This window comes from Loktanella sp. F6476L (assembly GCF_023015725.1).
GTDB lineage: Bacteria > Pseudomonadota > Alphaproteobacteria > Rhodobacterales > Rhodobacteraceae > Yoonia.
Map to the genome: position 1 here is coordinate 1 of NZ_JALKAR010000015.1, position 23,438 is coordinate 23,438.

Annotated in this window: 25 protein-coding genes and 1 tRNA gene; 11 read left to right on the top strand and 15 right to left on the bottom strand. The window is 54.8% G+C overall.

Features of this window, described 5'->3' with window-relative positions; translation table 11 throughout:
* Positions 1-355: 355 nt before the first annotated feature.
* From MWU61_RS18010 to MWU61_RS18025, 4 genes are all read right to left on the bottom strand, one after another.
* Positions 356-432: transfer RNA gene (locus MWU61_RS18010), tRNA-Arg, on the bottom strand.
* Positions 433-507: 75 nt separating this feature from the next.
* A complete protein-coding gene (locus tag MWU61_RS18015) occupies positions 508-1,917 on the bottom strand; it encodes a HAMP domain-containing sensor histidine kinase (protein ID WP_247129859.1) in 1,410 nt (469 codons plus the stop codon).
* Between the two features lie 21 nt (positions 1,918-1,938).
* On the bottom strand, positions 1,939-3,357 hold the full coding sequence (locus MWU61_RS18020) for an FAD-dependent oxidoreductase (protein WP_247129860.1): 1,419 nt from the start codon (positions 3,355-3,357) through the stop codon (positions 1,939-1,941).
* 3 nt (positions 3,358-3,360) lie between these two features.
* Entirely contained in the window at positions 3,361-4,107 is a 747-nt protein-coding gene (locus MWU61_RS18025) for a TVP38/TMEM64 family protein (RefSeq protein ID WP_247129861.1), read from the bottom strand.
* Positions 4,108-4,422: 315 nt separating this feature from the next.
* Between MWU61_RS18025 and rpmH the strand changes: the two genes are divergently transcribed.
* The 3 genes from rpmH to yidD are packed head-to-tail and all read left to right on the top strand — an operon-like array spanning position 4,423 to position 5,215.
* Entirely contained in the window at positions 4,423-4,557 is a 135-nt protein-coding gene (gene rpmH / locus MWU61_RS18030) for a 50S ribosomal protein L34 (RefSeq protein WP_008231458.1), read from the top strand.
* A 44-nt stretch (positions 4,558-4,601) separates the two neighbouring features.
* Entirely contained in the window at positions 4,602-4,997 is a 396-nt protein-coding gene (gene rnpA / locus MWU61_RS18035) for a ribonuclease P protein component (protein ID WP_247129862.1), read from the top strand.
* Positions 4,994-5,215 (top strand): membrane protein insertion efficiency factor YidD, encoded by a 222-nt coding sequence (gene yidD, locus MWU61_RS18040; RefSeq protein WP_247129863.1) that lies wholly within the window; start codon positions 4,994-4,996, stop codon positions 5,213-5,215. Before rnpA ends, yidD begins: the two co-directional genes overlap by 4 nt.
* Here yidD and MWU61_RS18045 read toward each other — a convergent pair.
* Both MWU61_RS18045 and MWU61_RS18050 read right to left on the bottom strand, forming a co-directional pair.
* Positions 5,212-6,126: an alpha/beta fold hydrolase gene (locus MWU61_RS18045; protein ID WP_247129864.1), complete on the bottom strand. Its 915-nt coding sequence runs from the start codon at positions 6,124-6,126 to the stop codon at positions 5,212-5,214. The two genes, yidD and MWU61_RS18045, sit on opposite strands and share 4 nt — an antisense overlap.
* Before the next feature lie 72 nt (positions 6,127-6,198).
* The gene (locus tag MWU61_RS18050) at positions 6,199-6,738 is read right to left on the bottom strand and encodes a DUF3833 domain-containing protein (RefSeq protein WP_247129865.1); all 540 of its coding nucleotides are present in this window, start codon (positions 6,736-6,738) and stop codon (positions 6,199-6,201) included.
* Between the two features lie 99 nt (positions 6,739-6,837).
* Here MWU61_RS18050 and ttcA point away from each other — a divergent pair, with 99 nt between their 5' ends.
* From ttcA to MWU61_RS18090, 8 genes are all read left to right on the top strand, one after another.
* Positions 6,838-7,692 (top strand): tRNA 2-thiocytidine(32) synthetase TtcA, encoded by an 855-nt coding sequence (gene ttcA, locus MWU61_RS18055; RefSeq protein ID WP_247129866.1) that lies wholly within the window; start codon positions 6,838-6,840, stop codon positions 7,690-7,692.
* Between the two features lie 72 nt (positions 7,693-7,764).
* Positions 7,765-9,141, top strand: a complete 1,377-nt coding sequence (locus MWU61_RS18060; protein ID WP_247129867.1) for a GGDEF domain-containing phosphodiesterase — start codon at positions 7,765-7,767, stop codon at positions 9,139-9,141.
* A gap of 155 nt (positions 9,142-9,296) precedes the next feature.
* Positions 9,297-11,123, top strand: a complete 1,827-nt coding sequence (yidC, locus tag MWU61_RS18065; protein ID WP_247129868.1) for a membrane protein insertase YidC — start codon at positions 9,297-9,299, stop codon at positions 11,121-11,123.
* A 64-nt stretch (positions 11,124-11,187) separates the two neighbouring features.
* The gene (yihA, locus tag MWU61_RS18070; protein ID WP_247129869.1) at positions 11,188-11,835 is read left to right on the top strand and encodes a ribosome biogenesis GTP-binding protein YihA/YsxC; all 648 of its coding nucleotides are present in this window, start codon (positions 11,188-11,190) and stop codon (positions 11,833-11,835) included.
* A gap of 1 nt (position 11,836) precedes the next feature.
* On the top strand, positions 11,837-12,703 hold the full coding sequence (gene argB, locus MWU61_RS18075; protein WP_247129870.1) for an acetylglutamate kinase: 867 nt from the start codon (positions 11,837-11,839) through the stop codon (positions 12,701-12,703).
* Positions 12,704-12,766: 63 nt separating this feature from the next.
* On the top strand, positions 12,767-13,270 hold the full coding sequence (locus MWU61_RS18080) for a hypothetical protein (protein ID WP_247129871.1): 504 nt from the start codon (positions 12,767-12,769) through the stop codon (positions 13,268-13,270).
* A gap of 46 nt (positions 13,271-13,316) precedes the next feature.
* Positions 13,317-13,961: a ferredoxin gene (locus MWU61_RS18085; RefSeq protein WP_247129872.1), complete on the top strand. Its 645-nt coding sequence runs from the start codon at positions 13,317-13,319 to the stop codon at positions 13,959-13,961.
* Positions 13,958-14,452, top strand: a complete 495-nt coding sequence (locus tag MWU61_RS18090) for a histidine phosphatase family protein (protein ID WP_247129873.1) — start codon at positions 13,958-13,960, stop codon at positions 14,450-14,452. Before MWU61_RS18085 ends, MWU61_RS18090 begins: the two co-directional genes overlap by 4 nt.
* 66 nt (positions 14,453-14,518) lie before the next feature.
* Here the strand turns inward: MWU61_RS18090 and MWU61_RS18095 are convergent, their stop codons facing one another.
* From MWU61_RS18095 to MWU61_RS18135, 9 genes are all read right to left on the bottom strand, one after another.
* Positions 14,519-15,310 carry an amino acid ABC transporter ATP-binding protein gene (locus tag MWU61_RS18095; RefSeq protein ID WP_281502254.1) on the bottom strand — a complete coding sequence of 264 codons (792 nt, stop codon included), beginning with the start codon at positions 15,308-15,310 and terminating at the stop codon, positions 14,519-14,521.
* Between the two features lie 12 nt (positions 15,311-15,322).
* The gene (locus tag MWU61_RS18100; RefSeq protein ID WP_247129874.1) at positions 15,323-16,639 is read right to left on the bottom strand and encodes an amino acid ABC transporter permease; all 1,317 of its coding nucleotides are present in this window, start codon (positions 16,637-16,639) and stop codon (positions 15,323-15,325) included.
* Between the two features lies 1 nt (position 16,640).
* The gene (locus MWU61_RS18105) at positions 16,641-17,918 is read right to left on the bottom strand and encodes an ABC transporter permease subunit (RefSeq protein ID WP_247129875.1); all 1,278 of its coding nucleotides are present in this window, start codon (positions 17,916-17,918) and stop codon (positions 16,641-16,643) included.
* 148 nt (positions 17,919-18,066) lie between these two features.
* A complete protein-coding gene (locus MWU61_RS18110) occupies positions 18,067-19,086 on the bottom strand; it encodes an amino acid ABC transporter substrate-binding protein (protein ID WP_247129876.1) in 1,020 nt (339 codons plus the stop codon).
* Positions 19,087-19,309: 223 nt separating this feature from the next.
* Positions 19,310-20,020: an ATP12 family protein gene (locus tag MWU61_RS18115; protein ID WP_247129877.1), complete on the bottom strand. Its 711-nt coding sequence runs from the start codon at positions 20,018-20,020 to the stop codon at positions 19,310-19,312.
* The gene (locus MWU61_RS18120) at positions 20,017-20,694 is read right to left on the bottom strand and encodes an HAD-IA family hydrolase (RefSeq protein ID WP_247129878.1); all 678 of its coding nucleotides are present in this window, start codon (positions 20,692-20,694) and stop codon (positions 20,017-20,019) included. Before MWU61_RS18120 ends, MWU61_RS18115 begins: the two co-directional genes overlap by 4 nt.
* Positions 20,687-21,739 (bottom strand): RluA family pseudouridine synthase, encoded by a 1,053-nt coding sequence (locus MWU61_RS18125; protein WP_247129879.1) that lies wholly within the window; start codon positions 21,737-21,739, stop codon positions 20,687-20,689. The genes MWU61_RS18120 and MWU61_RS18125 overlap by 8 nt, the downstream gene beginning before the upstream one ends.
* Positions 21,736-22,086 (bottom strand): fluoride efflux transporter CrcB, encoded by a 351-nt coding sequence (crcB, locus tag MWU61_RS18130; protein WP_247129880.1) that lies wholly within the window; start codon positions 22,084-22,086, stop codon positions 21,736-21,738. Before crcB ends, MWU61_RS18125 begins: the two co-directional genes overlap by 4 nt.
* On the bottom strand, positions 22,083-23,393 hold the full coding sequence (locus tag MWU61_RS18135) for a replication-associated recombination protein A (RefSeq protein ID WP_247129881.1): 1,311 nt from the start codon (positions 23,391-23,393) through the stop codon (positions 22,083-22,085). Before MWU61_RS18135 ends, crcB begins: the two co-directional genes overlap by 4 nt.
* Positions 23,394-23,438: the final 45 nt, after the last annotated feature.

Sequence of the window (23,438 nt, forward strand, 5' to 3'; positions counted from 1 at the left end):
TTCTATGGCTGTTGGGGGTTCGGCCAAGCCGAACGCCACTGCACAGCGTTAGGGTGAGGGCGCGGCCCTCCCCCTCGGGCAAGTCCATTAGACAGCACCGGGTCCTCGGCTAGCGCCTGCGGGCCGCACCACTGCTGTCGAATAGACCTGCCTCGCCCCCTCCCGCGTTCGCCACGTGGCAAGGTTTCAGAGCAAGCGCACTGCGTGCGTTGTCTTGGAAACCTGCAACGATTGAAGGACGCGAGAAACGAGCGATGGCAATCAAATTGAAAGGAAAGGTCACCGATGCACGTCGAAAAAGGCAACTTACCACGCAAAAAGGCAAGTTATCTCGGTTTTCGACACAGTGTGTATGTGGCGGACTGGGGAGGATTCGAACCCCCGACCCCTTGATTCGTAGTCAAGTACTCTATCCAACTGAGCTACCAATCCGCGTGTGGTGGGATTTAGCTGTGCCTGCCGGGGTATGCAAGGCCCAAATCGTAAGTATTTTTAATCTTGTTCAATTCAGGCCGTTTCTAACGCCGAAGGCTCCAGTGCCAAGTCAGCTTTTGGCAGCTGGATCACGAACACAGTACCGCTTTCATCCGTCTTACCCAGTTCTAACCGGCCACCGTGGCCTCTGATCAAATCGCCTGCGATGACGAGCCCCAGTCCCGTCCCGCCTTTACGCGCCCCGCCTTCAAACGGTTTGAACAGATTGTCCCGTGCTCGCTTCGGCAACCCTGGCCCCGTATCGCATACTTCGATCCACCACGCTGCATCGTCTTCGAAACCGCGGATCGTAATCGTGCCAGGGGCCCGCGTCGCTTCAATCGCTTGACGGGCATTGCGCAACAAATTGGACAGAACCCGGAAAATTTGTTCTCCGTCTGCGCGTACAGTCATCGCAGCCGGCACATCCGCTTCAAACGTGATTGGTGCATCGCCTGCCGCAAGGCGCTCGCCTTCCAGCAATTCGTCGACTAACCCGACCAGAACAATGCGGGTTAGCGTTGGCTGCGGTTCCTCCACGCGCCCGAAGGCCAAGGTTGTTTCGCACAGATTAACCGCGCGCGTGATCGATCCGACCAATTTGGGAGCCATCCGTTTGACCAATGGATCTTCCGAACTTTCGATCCGGTCCGTGAACAATTGCGCTGACGTGAGGATGTTGCGCAGGTCATGGCTGACCTTGGCAACGGCACCGCCAAGCTGCGCGAGACGATCTTTTTGCCGCAACGCGCCAGTCAGTTGGTTTTCCATCGATTGCAACGCCAGTTCAGCCGCATGTAATTCGCGCACGGTGGCCGTTGGTTCGATGATCTTACGCGCGTCTTCTGGCGCCGCGGCATACCGTTCCATCTGATCCACCAACCCTTTGATAGGCCGGACAAGCAAATAGCGAACGGCAACAAACAACATCGCCGCCGTGATAACCGAAATCACCAACGACAGGATCAAGACGTTCCGTCCATACGCCATCATCGCATCGCGCAGCGGCATTTGCGGTGTCGTGATTTCAATCAGTGTTCCGCCGCCTTGGACAGGTGTCCCCATGACGCGGATGACCTGTTCGTCCTTGGTAACAAGCGTCGACATAGCATCCCGGATCAATTCCCAAGACGACGGGTCGCGCATGTCGTAGGTCGCCATCACGGGAAACGGGATCGGTGATGACAACGCCAATTGCCGGACTTCGTTGCGCCGTAGAACAACGTTATAGACGTCAGCGTTCTTCAAAAGCTCCGATTGCAGCTCGGGCGATATGAACGGATCCGCCTCAAGCGCCAAAGACGCGATTTGCGCCCTCTCAAGGCGTTCGAGCAAATAATCTTCGCGGAACCGCGCAATCGACGGCACAAAGATAAAAACTTCGGCCAACATCACAAAGATGATGGTAAGAACCAAGAACCGCCCAGAGAGGGTATTGAACATAATGACGCCTTCTTGCCTGCGTTACGGGATCCAGCGCTGAACGAACCCAACAACCCGCTTAACCATTGCACTATCAAACAAGCGCGGGCTGAAATAGGCCCCAGCCGCCCGCTTGTTGACCTCACTTATGGTCGGGTAAGGCAAAACGGTATTGGCGATGGCAGACATTTTCATATTATTTGCAATCGCCATGGCCCACATCGAGATCAACTCGCCCGCCAGATGGCCCGCGATGGACGCGCCCACTGGCCGTCCTTTGACCACCATCACCTTGATAAGGCCCGTTGTTTTCCGTTCTGCAATGGCGCGGTCGTTGTGATGATATTCGAAACGCACCACTTCTAACTTGTCGCCATGTTTTTCGCGGGCTTGTGCTTCAGTCAGGCCGACTTGGGACAATTCTGGATCTGTGTAAGTCGCCCAGGGAATATGAGACGTCTTTTGCTTGGACGGCAGACCGAACAGAAGTGACCGGATCAGAACACCGGCGTGATAGCCTGCAACATGGGTGAACTGTAACCCACCAGCGACATCACCAGCGGCATAAACCTTTTTGTTTGTCTCGGACCGCAGGTCATCACCAACTTTCAAACCACGCCGATCATGGGCGATGTTGCCCTTGTCCAGATCAAGCTTGTCGATATTCACCTTACGCCCAACGGCCATAAGCAGATGCGACCCAGTGAAATCACCTTTTGGCGTATGGACCGTCACGCTATCATCCGTGCCGCTGATCTTTTCCGCCTGTGCACCTTCGATGATCTGGATGCCTTCGTCGCGCATCTTATTCAGCACGATTTCGGCCATTTCCGGATCATCGTTGCCAAATGCCTTGGCCCCTTCAATCACGGTGACATCGCAACCAAGGCGACGATGCGCCTGCGCCATTTCCATACCGATGGGCCCGCCACCGATGATGATCAGATGCTTTGGCTTTTCGCGCAGATCAAAAATGTTTTCATTTGTATAGTATGTGACATCGCTGATGCCATCGATTGGCGGCACAAACGGCCCAGATCCTGTGGCCACAACAAACCGACGCGCTTCGATGATCGTATCACCGGCTTGCACTTCGTTTTCAGAGATAAACGCGCCAAATTCCTGTATGACCTGAACGCCCAGACCCTCGAAACGCTCGACCGAATCGACTGGTGCAATCGTCGCGATGACGTCGGCGACGTGATCTTTGGCCGCAGCGTAGTCCACCTGCGCCTGTTCGTCTGCAATGCCCAGCGCGGACCCATGGGACATCGCATAGGCTTGTTTCGCGGACGCGATCAGCGCCTTTGATGGGACACAGCCATAATTCAGGCAATCACCGCCCATTTTGTGGCCTTCGAGCAGGACAACTTTTGCGCCCATTTGAACAGCACCAGCTGCGACAGACAGACCGCCAGAGCCACCACCAATGATACAGATATCAGTTTTAATACGGTTCATGGCTTAAAGACCTTTCTTGCCGCGCACGGCCTTGATCAAAATAGGAAGTGCGGCAAGCACGCAAAGGCCGATGATTGGGCCAATGATGAATGGCTCAAAGATGATGCCAAGGTTCGGGGTTTCGCCACGCTCGAACACTTCACCAAGACCCGCACCAACGGACGTGTAGACTACAGCACCCGGAATGATGCCAAAGAATGTTGAAATGATGAAGCGGCGTGTCGGGACCTCTAGGAACGATGGAATCAGGTTCGCCATGAAGAACGGCACAGCCGGCACCAGACGGATCAAGAACAGCATCGACCACTGGTTCTCATCAATACCGTCTTTGATCTTTTTGACGATCCCTTCGGATCCTTCCAGCTTGGCACCCAGCTTTTCCCCGAATCCCCAACGGGCCGCGAGGAAAATTGCAGTCGCCCCTAACGTCGCACCGGTCACGTTAAATAACGCGCCCGGGAAAGTCGCAAACAAAAAGCCGCCTGTCAGCGTGGCAATTGTTGCACCCGGCAATGAAAAGGCCACGATCACGACGTAGGCTGCAATGAACAACAACGCTGTCAGCAGGTAATTGGCATCGCGGAAGGCCAGGAGCGTTTCACGATTTTCACTCAACGCATCGAATGTCAGGTAATCACGCAAGAAAATCGCACCCAACACAGCGACAATCGCTATGACTATAAGGGGCAATCTGCGGACAAAGGCATTGCTTTGCTTATCAGGGGCCATTTCGGTCGGGGCATCAATCATCGGGTCATCCTATCATATTTCGCGGCGCAATCACGGTTGACGGACGCGCTTTCGTTGGGACTGTAGATGACTTGAAACGTCTGTTGGTGATACCCCGATCACGGGCGCTTGATCAGTCGTTAGCGGTTTGCGATACTTCGGGGCCTATCAGGCCGTCGACTGAAACATTTGCCCCGCAACGCTCTGTGAAATTGTTGCAGTTTTCTGGTCTGACCTGCGTTGACAGGACACGGTACCCCCTCTAAAGGACAAGTCTGAATTCCAATCGGCTTCGAATCTCTAACAGGGTTTGGCCCATTAACCGGAGGACACGCGATGAAGCGTACGTTCCAGCCATCTAACCGGGTTCGTAAGAACCGTCACGGGTTCCGCGCGCGCATGGCGACAAAAGCTGGCCGCAAGATCCTGAACAACCGTCGCGCAAAAGGCCGCGCGAAGCTGAGCGCGTAAGCGCCAACTTTCGGTTATTCGAATTGAAGCCGCCGGTGGCACCCATGTCTGACCAAACGGTCGATCACATGGACGGTCCACCGGCGGCTTTCGCTTGTCCAGCGATCACTGTACTGACCAAGCGGGCTGATTTTGTCCGGTGCTCCAAAGCGCAACGCATTGGAACTAAGGGGATTCATCTGCAGGCGCGTAAGCGTCACGCCGGTGAAACGTCCGATTGTATCCGTGTCGGTTTCACCTGCTCCAAAAAAGTCGGCAACGCTGTTGCCCGCAATCGCGCCAAGCGCCGTTTGCGCGAAGTTGCGCGTCTTGTTCTCAAGGATCACGGCCGCGATGGTTGGGACTACGTTCTTGTCGGACGGTTCGAAACGACAGCCGCCCTGCCCTTCACCCAATTGCAAAGTGACCTGATCCGCGCATTGGATAAGGTGCACACATGAGCCCGCTTGCCCACGTCTTTGCAGTCCCCGTCAAGGCATATCGCCTTCTGCTTAGTCCTTGGGTGGGACACGGGTGCCGTTTTCAGCCAACCTGTTCCGCCTACGCCCTTGAAGCGTTGGAAAAGCACGGCGGCATCAAAGGTAGCATCCTGACGATTCGCCGCATCGGACGATGCCACCCTTGGGGCGGCTCAGGAATCGACAACGTGCCCGACTAACGTTTCAGCCGCTGATCACCGTTTGCCTGACGTTCGCGGGTCGGCAAGGTTTTGTCGTTCTCACCAGCAAGAGTTTTCGCCAGATCCTCGTAGAATCTGTCATCTTGAAAATACCAACTGTGCGAATGGGATTCCGTACGTTTATGCTGTGGATTGTCGCTGAGGTAACGATCAACGCAAGATACGTCCTTAAATGTCGGTGCGGGCCATGTCCCTAGACCGTGACGGCCCGAACGCCGTGTGCCCGCGTTGATAATTTTGCCCGACAAATCCAACACCAAGTCTTCTGATGAATAGTAGTGGGTCAACCGATTACACCGCTGCGCCATAACGCGCCCGGCAATTCCTGATTTGAGCAACCTGTTCTGATCAACGTCCGCAGCGACGAAAACCGCCTGATCCACCTTTGCCGGAAAATACGCGTGTCCGACGGTACCCCATCCGTGAATAGTTGCGTAGGCCCCCATCGAATGGGCGACAATATGAACCTTGGCTGACGGTTTTGCCTCCTGTAGCAATTTCACGCCATCCAGAACCATGTGGGCTGCTACCGTTTCGACATCCTTGCGATCGCGCCGATACGCACTTGACGAAACAACCCCGTCGCTCGGCCAATCAAATGCGGCGACCGCTGCATCAAACCCTTCACCAGCCAGACCCGTCTTAATCGCGGTCATCGTGTTCAACATCGTGGCTTGTTTGGTGTTGAATCCGTGCACGTAGATCACGACATGCCCGTTCCCGCTTTGAGCAAGAACCGCATCGGCCCATTTCCGGCTAGTCAAAAGCGCTCCGCGCGATACGGTCCCGTCCGATGGCCCAAGCCCAACGTAACTTGTGCTGACGGCAGGATGGTTCGTGAAATATCCGGTTCTGCGGTTAAAGGCGCGACGACTGTAAAAATAATTCATGACGATATCCCCTAAAAATGGGAGAACCGTAGCAGGTGGACCTTACGTCACGTAGTCAGGAATACCCGACGCTTAGTTTAGCTTTTCAAAAGAAATGCTGACGTCCCCAATGTCAAAGCCATACCGCTGCACGTAGGCGCGGTTGAACAAACGGTCCTCAGACAGCAACCACATCCAATCATCAAACGTGACCCGCATGGTTTCAACAGACCCGTCCGCCGCCGGAATCGGCAAATCAACTTCATAGCGCCAATTAAAACGATTATCCTGTTCTTCACCAGTCGCGACACCGATCACACCCGGAGCTGTCCCCGTCCAACTATCAGGTCCGGTCTTCGTCAGCGTCCAGATGCGTTTCTCTGTCGATCCATCTTCGTAAATGAAATCTTCTTCCAACCGCAGGCGTTCCCCGTCCCAATCGCCTTTCAACTCGACCACAAAACTGCGCCGAACGGTGCCCAAGATATCTTGGAATTGACCATACGCGACCAATTCACCGTCGAAGAATTCTTCAAGGTTTAGTTTTTCGCGGCTTAGGCTTTCATCGTTGAATGACGGCTTTCCAGTGCAGGCGGACAACACGATCAAGGCGGCAGCAATCAATAAACGCATATTTGTTCCTCTTTTCATCCGATGACTTAATTCGCAAAGCGGCAGCGGCAAGTCACGAAACCCCTTGGCGGGATCGCGAACGCGCTATAATGCGGGATCATGCTAGACGAAAACACAGATATTCATCCGCTCTTTAATGGCGCACCTTCCACGACAGAGTTCAAGAAACTCCGCAAACGTATTGTGCGCAATACGCGTGAAGCGATTGAACAATATGGCATGATCGCGCCCGAAGCACGCGATGGGAAGCCGCCGAAATGGCTGGTCTGTTTGTCTGGCGGCAAAGACAGTTACACCTTGTTGGCAGTCTTGTACGAACTGAAATGGCGCGGGCTGTTGCCAGTCGATCTGGTTGCTTGCAATCTGGATCAGGGACAGCCCAATTTCCCAGCGACCGTTCTGCCTGCTTTCTTGGAAAAGATGGGCGTACCGCACCGGATTGAGTACCAAGACACCTATTCCATCGTCATGGACAAAGTCCCCGCTGGTCGCACTTTTTGCGCACTATGTTCGCGGCTAAGACGCGGAAATCTGTACCGTATTGCGCGCGAGGAAGGATGTTCCGCCGTTGTTTTGGGCCACCATCGCGATGATATTCTCGAAACGTTTATGATGAACCTGTTCCATGGTGGCCGTCTGGCGACAATGCCACCCAAGCTCGTAAACGAAGAAGGCGATCTGTTCTTGTATCGCCCGCTGGCGCATGTGGCCGAAGCCGATTGCGAAGCATTTTCAACCGCGATGAATTACCCGATTATTCCATGTGATCTGTGCGGATCGCAGGACGGACTACAACGTCAGCAGATCAAACAAATGCTGGACGGCTGGGAAAAGAACCACCCCGGTCGCCGCCAAAAGATGTTCCGCGCGTTAACAAATGCAAGGCCGTCGCATCTACTCGACCCAAAGCTGTTCGATTTCGTTGGGTTGATGACGAATCCTGAACAGGATTAATCAAAGTTTATCTAATCTGTCTTATCCATTGCGCGTTAGGGCATGGTGCCCGTTACCAAGCGAGGCACAGATTTGCGCAGTTTCCTCCACCATTTATGGACACGGATCACTGCCGTCTTAAACGTCTTCGTAGGGCCGACCGACCCGCGTGAACAGATCATCGACGCCTTGGACGATACGCTTAAACGCCGCTATTACGATTGCTACAATGCGATTGTGATCGTGGCTGAAATCGACAATTTCCACGATCTGCGACGTACCCGAAATGGTAAAGATATCCGTCATGTTTTGCGGGTTCTGGAAGACCGTCTAAAGGGCGATCTTCTCATTCGGGATGTTGTTAGACGATTGGACGGGGATCAATTTGTATGCGTTGTCAGCCCCTTAAGGGGATTGGTCCGCGCGGGGCTATTAGACCTTACAATGATGATCCAAGACAAGGCGGCGGAACCCATCCCACTTGGTGACGAAGAACTCCAAATTAGCCTCTCTTTAGGTTGCGCAATATCCTCCCCGGAACAGCAGGAAGACGGCGAGGAACTGTTAGAATCCGCCCGCGTCGCGCAAATTGAGGCTGCGAACCAAGGCGTTTCGATGATCCGGGTGTATTCGACCGAAATGAAAGAACGGATCGATGCGCGCCGCTCTCTCTTGGCGGAGGCATTGCGCGCAATTAAAACTGGCGAAATTCATGCCTATTTCCAACCTCAGCTGTGCCTATCGACCAATGAAGTCTCAGGAGTCGAAGCGCTGGCACGATGGAATCACAAGATACGAGGTGTGATTTCACCTGCGGAATTCCTCCCCATCTTGGAAGAAGCTGGGATGATGCGCCAACTTGGTTTGGCAATGTTACGAGATTCCCTTCGTGCGCTGCGGAAATGGGATGACGCGAACGTCCACGTGCCGCGCGTATCCGTCAACATGTCGGCATTTGAACTGCGCGATCCGAATCTTGTCGACATAATTCGGTTAGAATTGGATGCCTTTGACCTGACACCTGACAGGTTAGTCATCGAAATTTTGGAAACCGTCGTTGCAAGGGGCGCTGACGATCCGATCATTCGGAACCTGCATGCAATTTCCGACGTGGGCTGCAACATTGACCTTGACGATTTTGGTACCGGCCACGCGGCCATCACAACCATTCAGAATTTTAGCGTTAATAGGATCAAAATTGACCGTTCCTTCGTCTCCCACGTTGATGTCGATGAAAGCCAACAGCAAATGGTTAACACGATCTTGATGGTCGCTAAGGGCTTATCAATAGAAACGCTCGCCGAAGGTGTTGAGACGACGAGCGAAATCCAACACATGGCGAAGAATGGCTGCGGTCATGCACAAGGGTTTGCCATCGCCCGCCCGCTTCCCCCCGCCGAAACGTTGACATGGCTGCGCGACTACAATTTGCCGCAGGTTTTCGCGCAGAGACCGCGCTATCTTCAGTAATTGTCAGACGGTCGCACAAATGCGCGGCGTGAAATGGCAATTTTCCGCAGTCAATCACGTCGAATTCTCATCAAAACAAGGCAAAACCGCTTGACCTTTGGGGTTCTGAGGGGTTGAACCAGCGGGACCTTTTCTTCGACACAGGCGGCATTCGCATGGACGACCAAAACAAGAATCTGATACTCGCAACGGTGCTAAGTTTCCTCGTTGTGATGGTGTGGTTTTGGCTTTTCCCGCCTGAAGAACCCGAGCTGACTGATCTGCCACCAGTCGCAGAAGCTGCAGATGTCACAACGCCAAGCGTTGCCGCGGAAACCACGTCGACGCCGACAACAACACCCGCCGCGTCAGAAACTGTTGCAGAAGCCGCACGTATCGCAATCGAAACACCTGAATTCAAAGGGTCTTTGTCCCTACAGGGTGCCCGTATCGATGATCTGTCACTGACCCAATACCGCGAGGAATTGGCCGACGGTTCACCCATCGTTCACCTTCTGAAGCCTGTTGGCGAAGCTGAAGCCTATTTCGCTACATTCGGGTGGGCCTCTGCCGAAGGTATCGCTGCAGATCAGGTCCCCGGCCCCGACACCATCTGGTCAGTCGAAAGCGGTGATGCGCTGACACCTGAAACACCTGTGACCCTGGTCTGGGACAATGGCGCTGGCCACATCTTCCGCACCGAAATTAGTGTCGACGAAGACTTCATGTTCGATTACGTTCAAAGCGTTGAAAACACAGGGACTTCCAACATTACTTTGCGCCCATATGGCCTGCTGCGCCGTCATGGCACACCGGCAGACTTGAAGAACTTCTTCATTCTGCACGAAGGCCTCGTGCGCATGACTGACGGTGAGTTGGAAGAAACCGACTACAAGAAAATCGTCGACTACGATCTGGACCCGCGCGAAGGCACCCAAGCGGTACGCTTGGAAGCTACCGAAAACGGTTGGATCGGCTACACAGACCACTACTGGATGACAACGCTGATCCCCGAACAGGGCACAGCCTTCCGGTCTACATCCAAGTATTTCGACAGCCGCGACTTATACCAAGCTGAAGCAGTCATGGCTCTGCAAACGGTCGCCCCCGGTGAAACAACCGAAGTCACCACGCGACTTTACGCTGGTGCCAAGGAATGGGACGCGATCCGCAACTACGAAAATGAAGAAGGCGTCACCGGCTTTCTCGACAGCATCGACTGGGGCTGGTTCTTTTTCCTGACCAAGCCGATCTTCTGGCTGCTGCACAACCTGAATGTCATCATTGGCAACATGGGTTGGTCGATCATCGCGCTAACCTTCATCCTAAAGGCTCTCGTGCTGCCTTTGGCTTACAAATCCTACGTTTCCATGGCGAAAATGAAGGAACTGCAGCCTGAAATGGAAGCCCTGAAAGAAAAGTCCGGCGAAGACAAACAGGCGCTGCAGCAAGGCATGATGAAGCTTTACAAGGATAACAAGGTTAACCCAGCCGCTGGGTGTATGCCGATCCTGCTGCAAATCCCGATCTTCTTCTCGCTCTACAAGGTGATCTTCGTGACGATCGAACTGCGTCATGCACCTTGGATTGGTTGGATCAAAGATTTGTCCGCACCGGATCCATCATCGATCATCAACCTGTTCGGCCTTCTGCCATGGAGCGCGCCAGAACCAGGTAGCTTTATCGCACTGATCGCGATTGGGATTATGCCGATTGTTTTGGGTGTATCCATGTGGTTGCAGCAAAAACTGAACCCGGCCCCGACCGATCCAACACAGAAAATGATCTTCGCCTATATGCCTTGGGTCTTCATGTTCATGCTGGGCGGTTTCGCCAGCGGTCTGGTCCTCTACTGGATCACCAACAACGTGATCACGTTTATCCAGCAATACACGATCATGCGGAGCCACGGGTCGAAGCCCGACCTGTTCGGGAACATCACCTCAAGCTTCAAGAAAGCGCCGCCCGCCAAGGATGCGCCAGCGAAGCCGAAAAACAAATAAACCAAAGCCGCCGCAGTGATGCGGCGGTTTTTTCTTCATCACAGTCAAACGAACGAGCCTTACAATGGAAATGCGCTTCCCCGAAGTTCAGCCACCCGAAGACGCCGAACGCGAAGCCGGTCGCCTGCTGTTCGCGGGGGAAACCGAATTCGTGAAAGGCGTCGTTGCCATGGACGGCTTGCCGCCTGCGGATCGCCTAGAGGTCTGCTTCGCCGGGCGTTCTAACGTGGGTAAATCGTCCCTGATCAATGCGCTCACAGGCCGCAAAGGTCTTGCGCGCGCGTCCAACACGCCGGGCCGGACGCAAGAAATCAACTATTTCACTGCTGGTGATTTGTATGTTGTCGACTTGCCCGGCTACGGCTTTGCCAACGCCCCTCTGCCCGTCGTCGAAAAATGGCAGCGGTTGTTGAAAAGCTACCTGCGTGGGCGCCAAACCTTGCGCCGTGTCTTTGTTTTGATCGACGCGCGTCACGGGGCCAAAGCCGTTGACGACGAAATCATGTCGCTGCTCGACAGTGCCGCTGTCACCTTTCAGGTCGTCATGACGAAGGTCGACAAGCTGCGTGGCGATGCGTTGGAACAATCACTTGCAAAAACCCGCGCGGCACTGGTGAAACACCCTGCCGCTTACCCCGAGCTGATCTTGACCTCATCCGAGAAGGGTGATGGCATCGAGACACTGCGCGCAATTATTGCCGGGATTGATTAATATGAAGGCCCAAGACATGACTCGCGACTGGATCGGAACCGCTCAAACCCTATCCCAAGCCCTGCCCTATTTGCAGCGCTACGCTGGGGCCATTGTTGTGGTGAAATTCGGCGGCAATGCGATGGGCGACCAAGACGCGATGGCCGAATTCGCCCGCGATATCGTGCTCATGAAACAGGTCGGGTTGAACCCTGTTGTGGTGCATGGCGGTGGTCCCATGATCAACGATATGCTCGACAAGCTCGGCATCGAATCCAGTTTTGTGCGCGGCAAACGCGTGACTGACCAGAAGACTGTCGAAGTCGTGGAAATGGTCCTGACCGGACTCGTGAATAAACGGATCGTGCAGGCCATTATGGACGAAGGTGGCCGCGCTGTCGGCCTGTCTGGCAAAGACGACGACCTGATGGTCGCCGAAGCGGACGATCCTGAATTGGGTTTTGTTGGCAAACCGTCCCAAATGAACGTGCAGGTCCTGCACGATCTGAACGCAGCGGGCATCATCCCGGTTGTTGCACCTGTTGCGTCCGGCACAGGCCGCGCCGAAACCTTCAACGTCAATGGCGACACCGCCGCTGGCGCCATTGCGGCCGCGCTTAAGGCGGACCGCCTTTTGTTGCTCACGAATGTCCCCGGTGTGAAAGACGAAAACGGTCAGGTGATGACCCAATTGTCTGCGATCCAAGTTCGCGACATGATCAAAAGCGGCGCAATTGCGGGCGGCATGATCCCAAAGACCGAAACAGCCCTAAAAGCACTTGATGAAGGTGTCCGTGCTGTCGTGATACTTGATGGCACATTGCCGAACGCCAGCCTGCTCGAACTGTTTACCGAACATGGCGCCGGATCAATCATACGCAACGAATAAAACAGATTTCGCGATTGAGGCGTGTTGTGGTAACCTAACACAACCCTAGCCAAGAGGTCTGACATGTCGACACTACGCCTTGCTACCGCTTTTTCCTGTTTCGCGAGCTTTGCTAACGCTGCGATCGATCCTTGCGTCGTTGGCACATGGCAGGCGGACCTCGATGAGCTTGCACAGATCATGGCGTCCCAAATGCAAGGTGCCGCGACGCCTGTTGGCGGCAAGGTCGTGATGCAAGTCGCCCCACCCGGATCAGTACGCATCGAAGTGCAGAACATGACACTGCGGGTCAAAGTCCCGAACGCCCCCGAAATGGACGTCAGTGTGTCCGGTTACAGCGCGGGCGGGATGCAGGCCGAAGGTGGATCGTGGGCTGCGACCGCAACGGACTATAACCTCGTTGGTGCAGCCGACGTCATGGGGACCCGCATGGAGATTCCATTTAGTTCCTCGACAGGCATGTTTGGCAACGGTGATGGAACGTACACCTGTGCCGGCAACTCGCTTAGCTTTACGACGAACAGTACACCCGCGAAAATACCGCCGAACTGGCAACGGCTGGATTAATACAAAAGACGATTGCGCGAGGTCGGTGAGCCGCTAGTCTGGCCCAATGCTGCCCACCTATCCAGAACAATTGATCGACGCCCTGTCCACACATGGCTTGCAAGCGCTTGGGCACTGCGCCTCGGCACCAACGGACAACTTGCAACGTGACGGCACGCTTGTCCTGATCGGGCCCCAAGAACCTGCGTTCTGGCCGATATTTTCGCAAAGTGCCGAATACCACGATCAACAGAAGGACCCGCTAGACCGATGGTCGTTGCGGGTTATTGGCGATCTTGCTGAAAAACACGGCGCAATTGCGCTGTTCCCCTTTGGTGGACCACCCTTTCAACCCGTTTTCACGTGGGCACTGCGTACCGGGCGTTTCTGGTCCTCGCCCATTGGCTTTCTGGTGCATGATGTTGCGGGGCTATTCGTGTCGTTTCGCGGTGTTCTGTTGCTGGATGACGCTATCGCTCCATCGCAAGGTCAGAACCCCTGCATCACCTGTACCCAAAAGCCATGCATCCCTGCATGCCCAGTGAATGCCTTTCATGACGGGTATGATGTCGACAGCTGCAAATCACACCTTCGCATGGCCCAAGGGGCGGACTGTATGTCACAAGGCTGTCGCAGTCGGCGTGCATGCCCTATCGGACAAGGCAATCGGATGCCCGCCCAAGCAACACACCATATGAAAGCATTCCTATGACAAAACGACTTATCCTCATCCGTCACGCCAAATCAGGATGGGATAACATCTATGCAGACGACCATGCGCGTACGCTCACGGACAGAGGGCAAAAGGCGGCGGAAGCCATTGGTGGATGGCTGAAGGCGCAGAGTTATGTGCCAGACCTGATCTTGACCTCTGACGCGACGCGGGCACTGCAAACAACAAACATGGTGAAACGCGGGCTAGTTGAGACTGTCGCGACGAAAGAGATAGGCATGCTGTACCACGCCGCACCGGAGACGATCCAAGAAGTTGCAATCACGGTAGATGCCCAGACCATCGCAATCGTCGGACACAACCCCGGAATCGGCATGGCGGCGCGGCGCTTTGTGACCTACGCACCCAATCATCACCGGTTCGACGATTACCCGACCTGCGCGACCACGGTTATTGAATTTGCTGATGAAGATTGGCTGAAGCCCGGTAAGGGCAACGCAGTGGGCTTTATTGTTCCACGGGACCTGTAACACAAAAGGGCCACGCAACCGCGTGGCCCTTTCGTTTATCTATGTAGAACGGCCTAAGCTGAAAGCTTAGTGGCCCAAAATCTGGCTCAAGAACAACTGTGTCCGCTCGGATTGCGGGTTGTTAAAGAACTCTTCAGGTTCGTTCTGTTCAACGACCTGACCTTGGTCCATGAAAATCACGCGGTTGGCCACCTGACGAGCAAAGCCCATCTCGTGCGTCACGCAAAGCATGGTCATGCCTTCTTCGGCCAGCTCGATCATCGTATCGAGCACTTCCTTGATCATCTCAGGGTCAAGCGCGGATGTCGGTTCGTCGAACAACATGATCCGTGGCTTCATGCAAAGCGAACGGGCAATCGCCACACGCTGCTGCTGACCACCGGACAACTGGCCCGGATATTTGAGCGCCTGATCAGGGATTTTCACCTTCTCAAGGTAGTGCATCGCGATTTCTTCGGCTTCCTTCTTGGGCGTTTTACGCACCCAAATCGGGGCCAGCGTGCAGTTCTCAAGGATCGTCAGGTGCGGGAACAAGTTGAAGTGCTGGAAACACATACCAACTTCGGACCGGATTTTGTCGATGTTCTTCAGGTCTGAAGACAGCTCTGTCCCATCGACGATAATCTGGCCCTTCTGGTGCTCTTCCAGACGGTTGATACAGCGGATCAATGTGGATTTACCGGACCCGGAAGGTCCACAAATCACGATCCGTTCGCCACGGTTCACGGTCAGGTTAATGTCGCGCAGCACGTGAAATGTGCCGTACCACTTGTTCATCCCGTTGATTTCAATGGCGACCTCATCGGACACCTGCATGTTGGAACGATCAATTGCGCGATCAGTTGCGAGGTCTGACATATCCAAACCCTCCTATCGGTTTTCACGCTGGAGTTTTTTCTCCAGGTAGAGTGAGTAACGGCCCATGCTAAAGCAAAAGATGAAGAACATAGCGCCAATAAAGATGAAGAGCTCCCAGTAGATACCGTTCCAGTCAGTGCTGGCGCGGATCGCAGAGGCAATCCCAAGCGGGTCAAACAGGCCGATAAAGACCACAAGTGTCGTATCTTTGAACAACCCGATAAAGGTGTTCACGATACCCGGGATCGAGATTTTCAAAGCCTGCGGCAGGACGATCAGCTGCATCGATTGCCAGTAAGACAGGCCCAAACTATCGGCACCTTCGTACTGACCTTTCGGCAAAGCCGCCAAACCACCCCGTACAACTTCCGCGATGTAAGCGGCAGAGAACAGGGTCACCATGATGATCACTCGAAGCGTCAGGTCAAAATTGGTCCCCGGTGGCAGGAAGTAGTTCAACAGCAACTGGGCTGTGAACAACCACACGATCAGTGGCACACCCCGGATCACCTCAATGAACACCACGGCGGATGTCTTGATGATGAACAGGTCCGACTGACGGCCAAGCGCCAACAGAATGCCCAGCGGCAACGACAACACGATCGCTGACAGGCCGATGACCACGGATAGCATGAAACCACCAAACGCACGAGATTCGACAAATTCGATCCCAATTGGCAAAACGCTATCAAGCCCCGCGTAGACCGAACCTGACAGGAACAACCAGTAAAGCAACGGCAGTACGATGGCTCCGATGATCCCAGCCAATGATCCGAACGTTTTGGTGAGGGGTCCGTAAACGACGTAGCCTACGACGAAACCCAAAGCGATAGAGATCGGCAACCAGATGGACCCGCCCCACAACAGCCAGAAGCACAAGAATGGTGCGACCGCTGAAAGGATGAACATCTTGCGCGGCACTTTGTCGAACAGAACAGGTGCCAGTCCGCCCAAGAAAAGGATCAAGGCAAGGATCGGACGCCAGTACAATTCGCTTGGGTAATAGCCGAACAGCAATTGGTGCCAACGATCACTTAGCACCGCCCAACAGGCAACGCCGTGATCGGATCCCACAGTCGCGTCGCGGATCTCGCGACATTCGGACAGGGATCCGGCATTCCAGATACCACCCAACATCCAAGGCCCGACATGGGACAGGATCCAGTAGATCACAAAGATCGACAGGAGCGTCAGAACCGTGTTGGTGATGCTTGAGAACAGGTTCTCGCGCAGCCACTTCACGGCCCCCACTTCAGTCGTAGGAGGCGACGATTCTGGCAACATCGTGTCGCGGACATAAGAGACGGTTTGTGCGTGTGTATCAGACATCCTACCGCTCCTTCAGTTTAGTTGAGTTGTTGTAGATGTTCATCGCAGTGGAAATCAGCAGCGACAGGATTAGGTAGAACCCACCCAGCATCAGCATGCCTTCCAATTCGCGCCCTGTTTGGGAAATCGTGATCCCGCCCAAAGTTGCACGCACATCCATGTACCCCACCGCAATCGCCAGTGACGAGTTTTTGGTCAAGTTCAGGAACTGCGAAATCAGCGGCGGAATGATCACGCGCAAAGCTTGCGGCAAGATCACAAGGCTCATCGTGCGACCGGGCTGCATGCCCAACGCAAATGCGGCCTCGGACTGACCTTTGGACACAGACAGAATACCCGCACGTACCGTTTCAGCGATAAACGCACCCGTATACAGCGACAGCGCAATCCAAAGCGCGATCAAAGAGTTCCGAAGGTGGACACCATCCGTAAAGTTGAACCCTTTCAGGTACGGCTTCACGATCGTTGCACCAAGGATTAGGAAAACAATCCCGATTGGCACAAAGAAGATAGCGAGGTTGGTCCAAGTTGTATTTGGGCGATCACCATGCTGTTCCTGAATACGGTTGGCACGGGCATTCACAAAGCGAATTGCGATGATGCTTGCAGCCAATGTGCCCAGAACCAAGATCCAGTCGATACCGCCGGATGCCACAGGGGCCAGACCTTCCTGCGGCGCGACAGCTTCGTTACCACTCAGCGACCGTGTAAAACCAATTGCTGGGATATACGTGCCGCGGTTCGTGATCGCGACACTATCGCCCAACAGCATGCTGGCTTCGGGTGTGTCGCCACGGAAATCACGCGGTTGCGGGGTCGCTTCGGTGACAACCGCGAAAATCAGAATGATCCACAACAACAATGGTACGTTGCGGAATCCTTCGACGTAAACGGCCATCAAGAAACTGATCACCCAGTTTTTCGATAGACGGGCGACACCGGCCAGAACCCCAAGAACCAACGCTGTTACACAGCCCAAAAAGGCAACCAAAAGCGTGTTCAGAATACCCACAAACGCTGCGCGGCCATGTGTATCTTGGTTGGTGTATTCGATCAGCATCTGGTTAATGTCGTAACCGGCTGATTGACCTAAGAAGCCAAAGTCAAAGTCTTTGCCAAGGGCATTGAGGTTACTGATCGTATTATTCACCAACCACCAAAGACCCGCGCCAATAAGCGCAAGGGCAACAACTTGGATCGTGATGGAACGGTAGCGGGTGTCGTAAATAAGCTGACTGGGCCGAAACGCAGGTTTCGGCGGGTCGGTCATGACGGACATGATGATCTCCCGGGCGTCTCGTTATTTTTATCGCCTCATGTCCACTTATGTGGATCTATCAAGGCGCGAGATGCTGTTTTTGTAATGTCGTCTTAAATCTTAAAGCCGAAGGGCCCGGACGTTATGCCGGGCCCTTCGTATTCCGGATTTAGCGGAATGGTGGTGAATACAGCAGGCCGCCTTCGGTCCACTGTGCGTTCAGACCACGAGCAAGACCAATTGGTGTGTTCTCACCGATGTTCTTCTCGAAGATCTCGCCGTAGTTGCCTTCTGCGCCGATAGCGGCAGCAGCCCAACCAGCGTCAAGGCCGATCATCGCGCCCAACTCACCTTCAGTACCGAGCAAACGGTTAACTTCTGGGTTGTCAGTTGCAGCTGCGGACAGCTCAGCAAGGTTAGATGAAGACACGCCCAGCTCTTCAGCTGTGATCAGTGCGTTCAGTGTCCAGCGTACGATGTCGCCCCATTCGGAATCACCGTGACGTACCAGCGGGCCAAGTGGCTCTTTGGAGATGATTTCTGGCATCAGAACGTGATCGTCTGGGTTTTCAAATGTCGCACGTGTCGAAGCAAGACCGGATGCGTCAGTTGTGTAGACGTCGCAAGCACCGGCAAGGTACTGCTGCTGGCCTTCTGCGTTTGTTTCAATCGGCACAGGCTCATAAGAGATGTTGTTGACGCGGAAGAAGTCAGCAAGGTTCAGCTCTGTTGTTGTACCAGTTTGGATACATACAGTCGCGCCGTCCAGATCCTTAGCAGAGGCAACGCCCAGCTCTTTCGGGATCAAGAAGCCTTGGCCATCGTAGTAGTTCACACCTACGAAATCAAACTTGAGGTCTGTGTCGCGTGAGAATGTCCATGTGGTGTTACGTGCCAGCATGTCGATTTCGCCGGACGCCAGCGCTGTGAAGCGTGTCTGACCAGTTGTAGGAACGAATTCAACGGCAGTCGGGTCGCCAAGAACTGCAGCTGCAACTGCGCGGCAGACTGCAACGTCAAAGCCAGCCCATTCGCCGTTCGCATCAGGTGCCGCAAAACCGACAAGACCTGTGGTCACACCACAGTTCAGTTTGCCGCGCTCTTTGACGTCATCCAGTGTTGCCGCGGATGCAGATGCTGCAGCCAGACCAGCGACCGTGAGTGCGCCGAGAAATACGGTTTTTTTCATTGTTACCTCTTCCTGAGTTTCCGCCCTTACTCCCGTTCGGGCGGTTTTGTTCCATCCCTTCAGGGATAGTTATGAAGCTCCAGACGGGACACCCCGCCTTTAACTGCCCTAGAGTGGGAGGAATCATCGGGAATCGTCAAGGGATTCTCAGACAAATTTGCTATCAAAATACGCAAACGCCTCAAACGACGGCTTTCGCACACCCGTCTAACGAGAGGTGACGCTAGGTCCGGGCCATTTTGTAGAAATTAGCAGCATCAAAAAAAGCTTGGCGTTTAACAGATTCGAGCGCACGCGCATCGTCGTCGTCACCCCATTGTTCAAACTGCCATTCTTCATCGACGCGCGACACAGCCCACCCGTCTTCTTCGCTTAAATGACCATCGATCACCGCCAGTGCGATGACAAGCGACCCCGACAAGCTGATCAAATCGTGGGCAGCCGCGATCTGGAAATGCGTCATCGCATCCAGCTCTGCTTTCAGACGCGTCAGCGCACCACCGTCCTGTGGGACATGCATAACGCCCTCAGCGCTTTTCAGGTCGGCATCAAACCGTCCCTTTGCCCACTGCAACAATGGATCCCAATGATCCGCTTGGCGCGCAATCAATTCCGCAGGGCCCGCCGCGCGGTAACACAGCAAATCACTGTCACCGTAGGCTGCCAGCATTTCGACCACTTCGGTCCTTTGGACGGACACCTTATCGATTGCCGCGTTCGCACCGCGCGTCACAGGCATCGTCGTAGGATCAATCAAATCAACCTGCGCGTCCCATTCGGACGCCACCGCCGCCGCCATATCAGCGGTTGGCACAACCAACGCCACCTTTGCAGGTGTTTTGACAGGACGCCCGTCCAGTTCAATCGCATAGCCGCCGTCACATTCAACGGCTGCTGTTGTCTTCCAAAAGCGTTTCGCGGCCCAGTCGCTCATGTCTCAAGTCCTATTAGATCGTCTATCGCGCTATGAAGCGCATCAAAGCTGTGGATGATGGTGTCGGCTTGCAAGGTCTCAACCGGATGATACCCCCAAGAAACACCAATTGTTTTCACGCCGGCGGCACGACCCATGTCGATATCAAAGGTCGTGTCACCGATCATGACGGTGCGATCAGCGGCAACGCCTGTTTCGTTCAGGCAAGCCTGCACCATCGCGGGATGTGGTTTTGACGGATGAAAGTCGGCCACTTGTTGGCTAAGAAAATAGCCCTCAAGCCCGTATCCTTCGATCAGCTTATCAAGACCGCGCTTGGATTTCCCTGTCGCAACCGCAAGCAACGTCCAATCCTGCGCCCGCAGCGTTTCAAGCGCCCGCATCGCCCCTGGATACAATGGCGAGGTCGCATTGCTGCCGCGCGTCTTGCGCAGATGGAAATACGCGTCACGGTAGCCTTGCGTTAGTTTGTCGTGCAGCGGCGCGTCGAGTTCAGGCGACAATTCCGGAAAAATCAACTCAAGCGACCGCCCGACGAACCGCAACATTTGATCGCGGGGCGGTGGCGCAAGATCAAGTCCACCATAGGCATGCGTGAAGGCCGCGACGATCATCTCTTGGCTATCGACCAAGGTGCCATCGACGTCAAAGATGACAAGCCGCGGTTCAGGCATCTGGCATATTAAACGGATCAGCGGGGGCGTGGCTGACTTTCCACCCGACAAAATCCCACGTCTTTTGCATATGTTCTGGAAGTGGCGCGATGAAATCCATGACCGCACCGGTCGTCGGATGTTCAATCTTCAAGCTACGCGCATGCAAATGCATCTTGCGGCCGATTTCGCTGCCCATGCCCGCGCCCCAGCCATCGCCAAGATTTTCCTGCTCGGACCCGCCGTATTTGCCATCACCGACAATCGGGTGGCCAATCTCGGCCATATGGGCGCGCAACTGATGCGTCCGCCCCGTAATCGGCACCAAGGCGCACCATGACGCACGCGAGGCAAGCGTATCCATGACGGCGTAGTCAGACGTGGCACGTTTCGCGCCTTCGGTCTTTGCAACTTCACCGGGGTGAATACACACCATCTTTTCGTTTTCGCCACCACGTCCGCCGCCCGCTTTCATCAAGCCGTATTTGATGGTCGCGGCACGTGGATGCGGCACACCGGCGATCGCCGCCCAGTAAATCTTGCGGGTTTCGCGATGCTTCATGTTTTCGGTCAAAGCACGCGCGGCCATACGGGTGCGGGCCAAAACCAGCACGCCCGACGTATCCTTATCAAGACGATGCACCAAACGCGGCTTTTCGTCGTAATCATACATCAACGCTTCCGACAGGCCGTCGACGTGGCGCGTCGTGTTCGTGCCACCTTGCGTGGCAAGGCCAGCAGGTTTGTTGATCACGATCATATCGGCGTCGCGATAAATCACGCAGGACTGGATCAGCTTCGCATCGGCCTTGGTCACACCGTGCTTGTTCAGTCGCGCCGCTGCTGCAGCTTCTTCTTCGGTCGGCAATGGGGGAATACGAACTTTCTGGCCAACTTCAACGCGTGAATTCGACTTCACACGGCCACCGTCAACGCGGACCTCGCCTTTTCGGCACATCTTTTCGATCCGGCCTTGGGTCACATGCGGAAACAAGCGCCGCAAATAACGGTCAACGCGTTGATCACCTTCGTCTGGTCCCACGACCCGTGTTTGTACGCCGCTCATAGCGTGCCCCTAATCATCCAATGGCCGACGACACAGGCCGCCAGCGATAACAGAACGGACGCCATAACATATCCACCAGCCGCCGCCAGCCTTCCCGCCTCGATCAGACGCACCGTATCCAAGGAAAACGCACTAAACGTGGTAAAACCGCCCAATAACCCAGTCATAATGAACGGCAACCACGCGTGCAGGCCCTTTGCATTGACGTAGGCCCAGACGATTCCAATGATCAGCGATCCCACGACATTGACGGTCAGCGTCCCGAGCGGGAAAGCGACAGCCAGCCCCACCCAATACCGCAACACCGCCCCGATTGCGCCACCTAGGGCGACGGATACAACTGTCATGACTTCGCCCTCTTCGCGCGCAGTCCCGCGAAATAGTCGACACGCTTCTTGAGATCACGTTCAAAGCCACGATCAACCGGCGCATAGTATTCGCCGCGCTTCATTGTCTCGGGGAAATAGTTCTGACCACTGAACCCGTCTTCTGCGTCGTGATCATAGGCATAGCCCGCGCCGAACCCCTGCTCTTTCATCAACGTCGTTGGGGCGTTCAGAATATGCGCGGGGGGCGGTTCGGACCCGTGTTTCTTCGCGGCATTCATCGCGGCCTTATAGGCGACGTAAACCGCGTTCGATTTCGGGGCGAGCGCGACATAGGTTACGGCACCCGCCAAAGCCAATTCCCCCTCAGGCGACCCCAGCCGTTCATAGGTTTCCCATGCATCCAGACAAACGCGGTGCGCCTGCGGATCGGCCAGTGCGATATCTTCTACAGCCATGCGCGTGATGCGGCGGGCCAGATATCGCGGGTCTTCGCCCCCCGCTAACATCCGTGCAAACCAATAGAGAGCGGCATCAGGGTCAGAGCCACGCACCGATTTATGCAAGGCGCTGATCAAATTGTAATGCTCATCACCTGTTTTATCGTATTTGGCCGCACGTTTCATCAAACGCTTCGACAAATCATCGGCCGTCAGCGGCGCATCAACCTTCCACGCGGCGATCTGTTCGATCAGGTTCAGCAACCCGCGCCCGTCGCCATCGGCCATTTCGATCAAAGCGGCGCGTGCCTGTGCATCAAGCGGCAGCTTTCGATCCAGCTCGCGTTCTGCGCGCTGCGCCAAACGTTCAAGGTCATCCTCGGTCAGCCGCGACAGGATCAGCACCTGACTGCGCGATAGTACCGCGGCGTTCAATTCAAACGACGGGTTCTCGGTTGTGGCCCCCACCAATAGGATGGTGCCGTCTTCCATGTAGGGCAGAAACCCGTCCTGCTGTGCTTTGTTGAAACGGTGGATTTCGTCCACGAACAACAAGGTGCCCTTCCCGTTCTGGCGTCTGATTTTCGCAGCCTCAAAGACTTTGCGCAGTTCAGGCACACCAGTAAAAATCGCGGAGATCTGGACAAAATGCAGATCGGATTCGTTCGCGAGCAACCGCGCGATCGTCGTTTTCCCAACGCCAGGCGGGCCCCAGAAAATTAGGGAAGATAACGATCCCGACGACAACATGATCCCCAAAGGCGCATCAGGCCCAAGCACCTGTTCCTGTCCGATGACGTCGCCCAACGACTGCGGGCGTAGCCTATCTGCCAATGGGCGGGGTCCAGCAGCGGGTGTCGCCGCAGATGTTTCAAAAAGATCAGCCATAACGGGAACCTATGCGCTAAACTTAAAGGAGACAAAGAAAAAGCC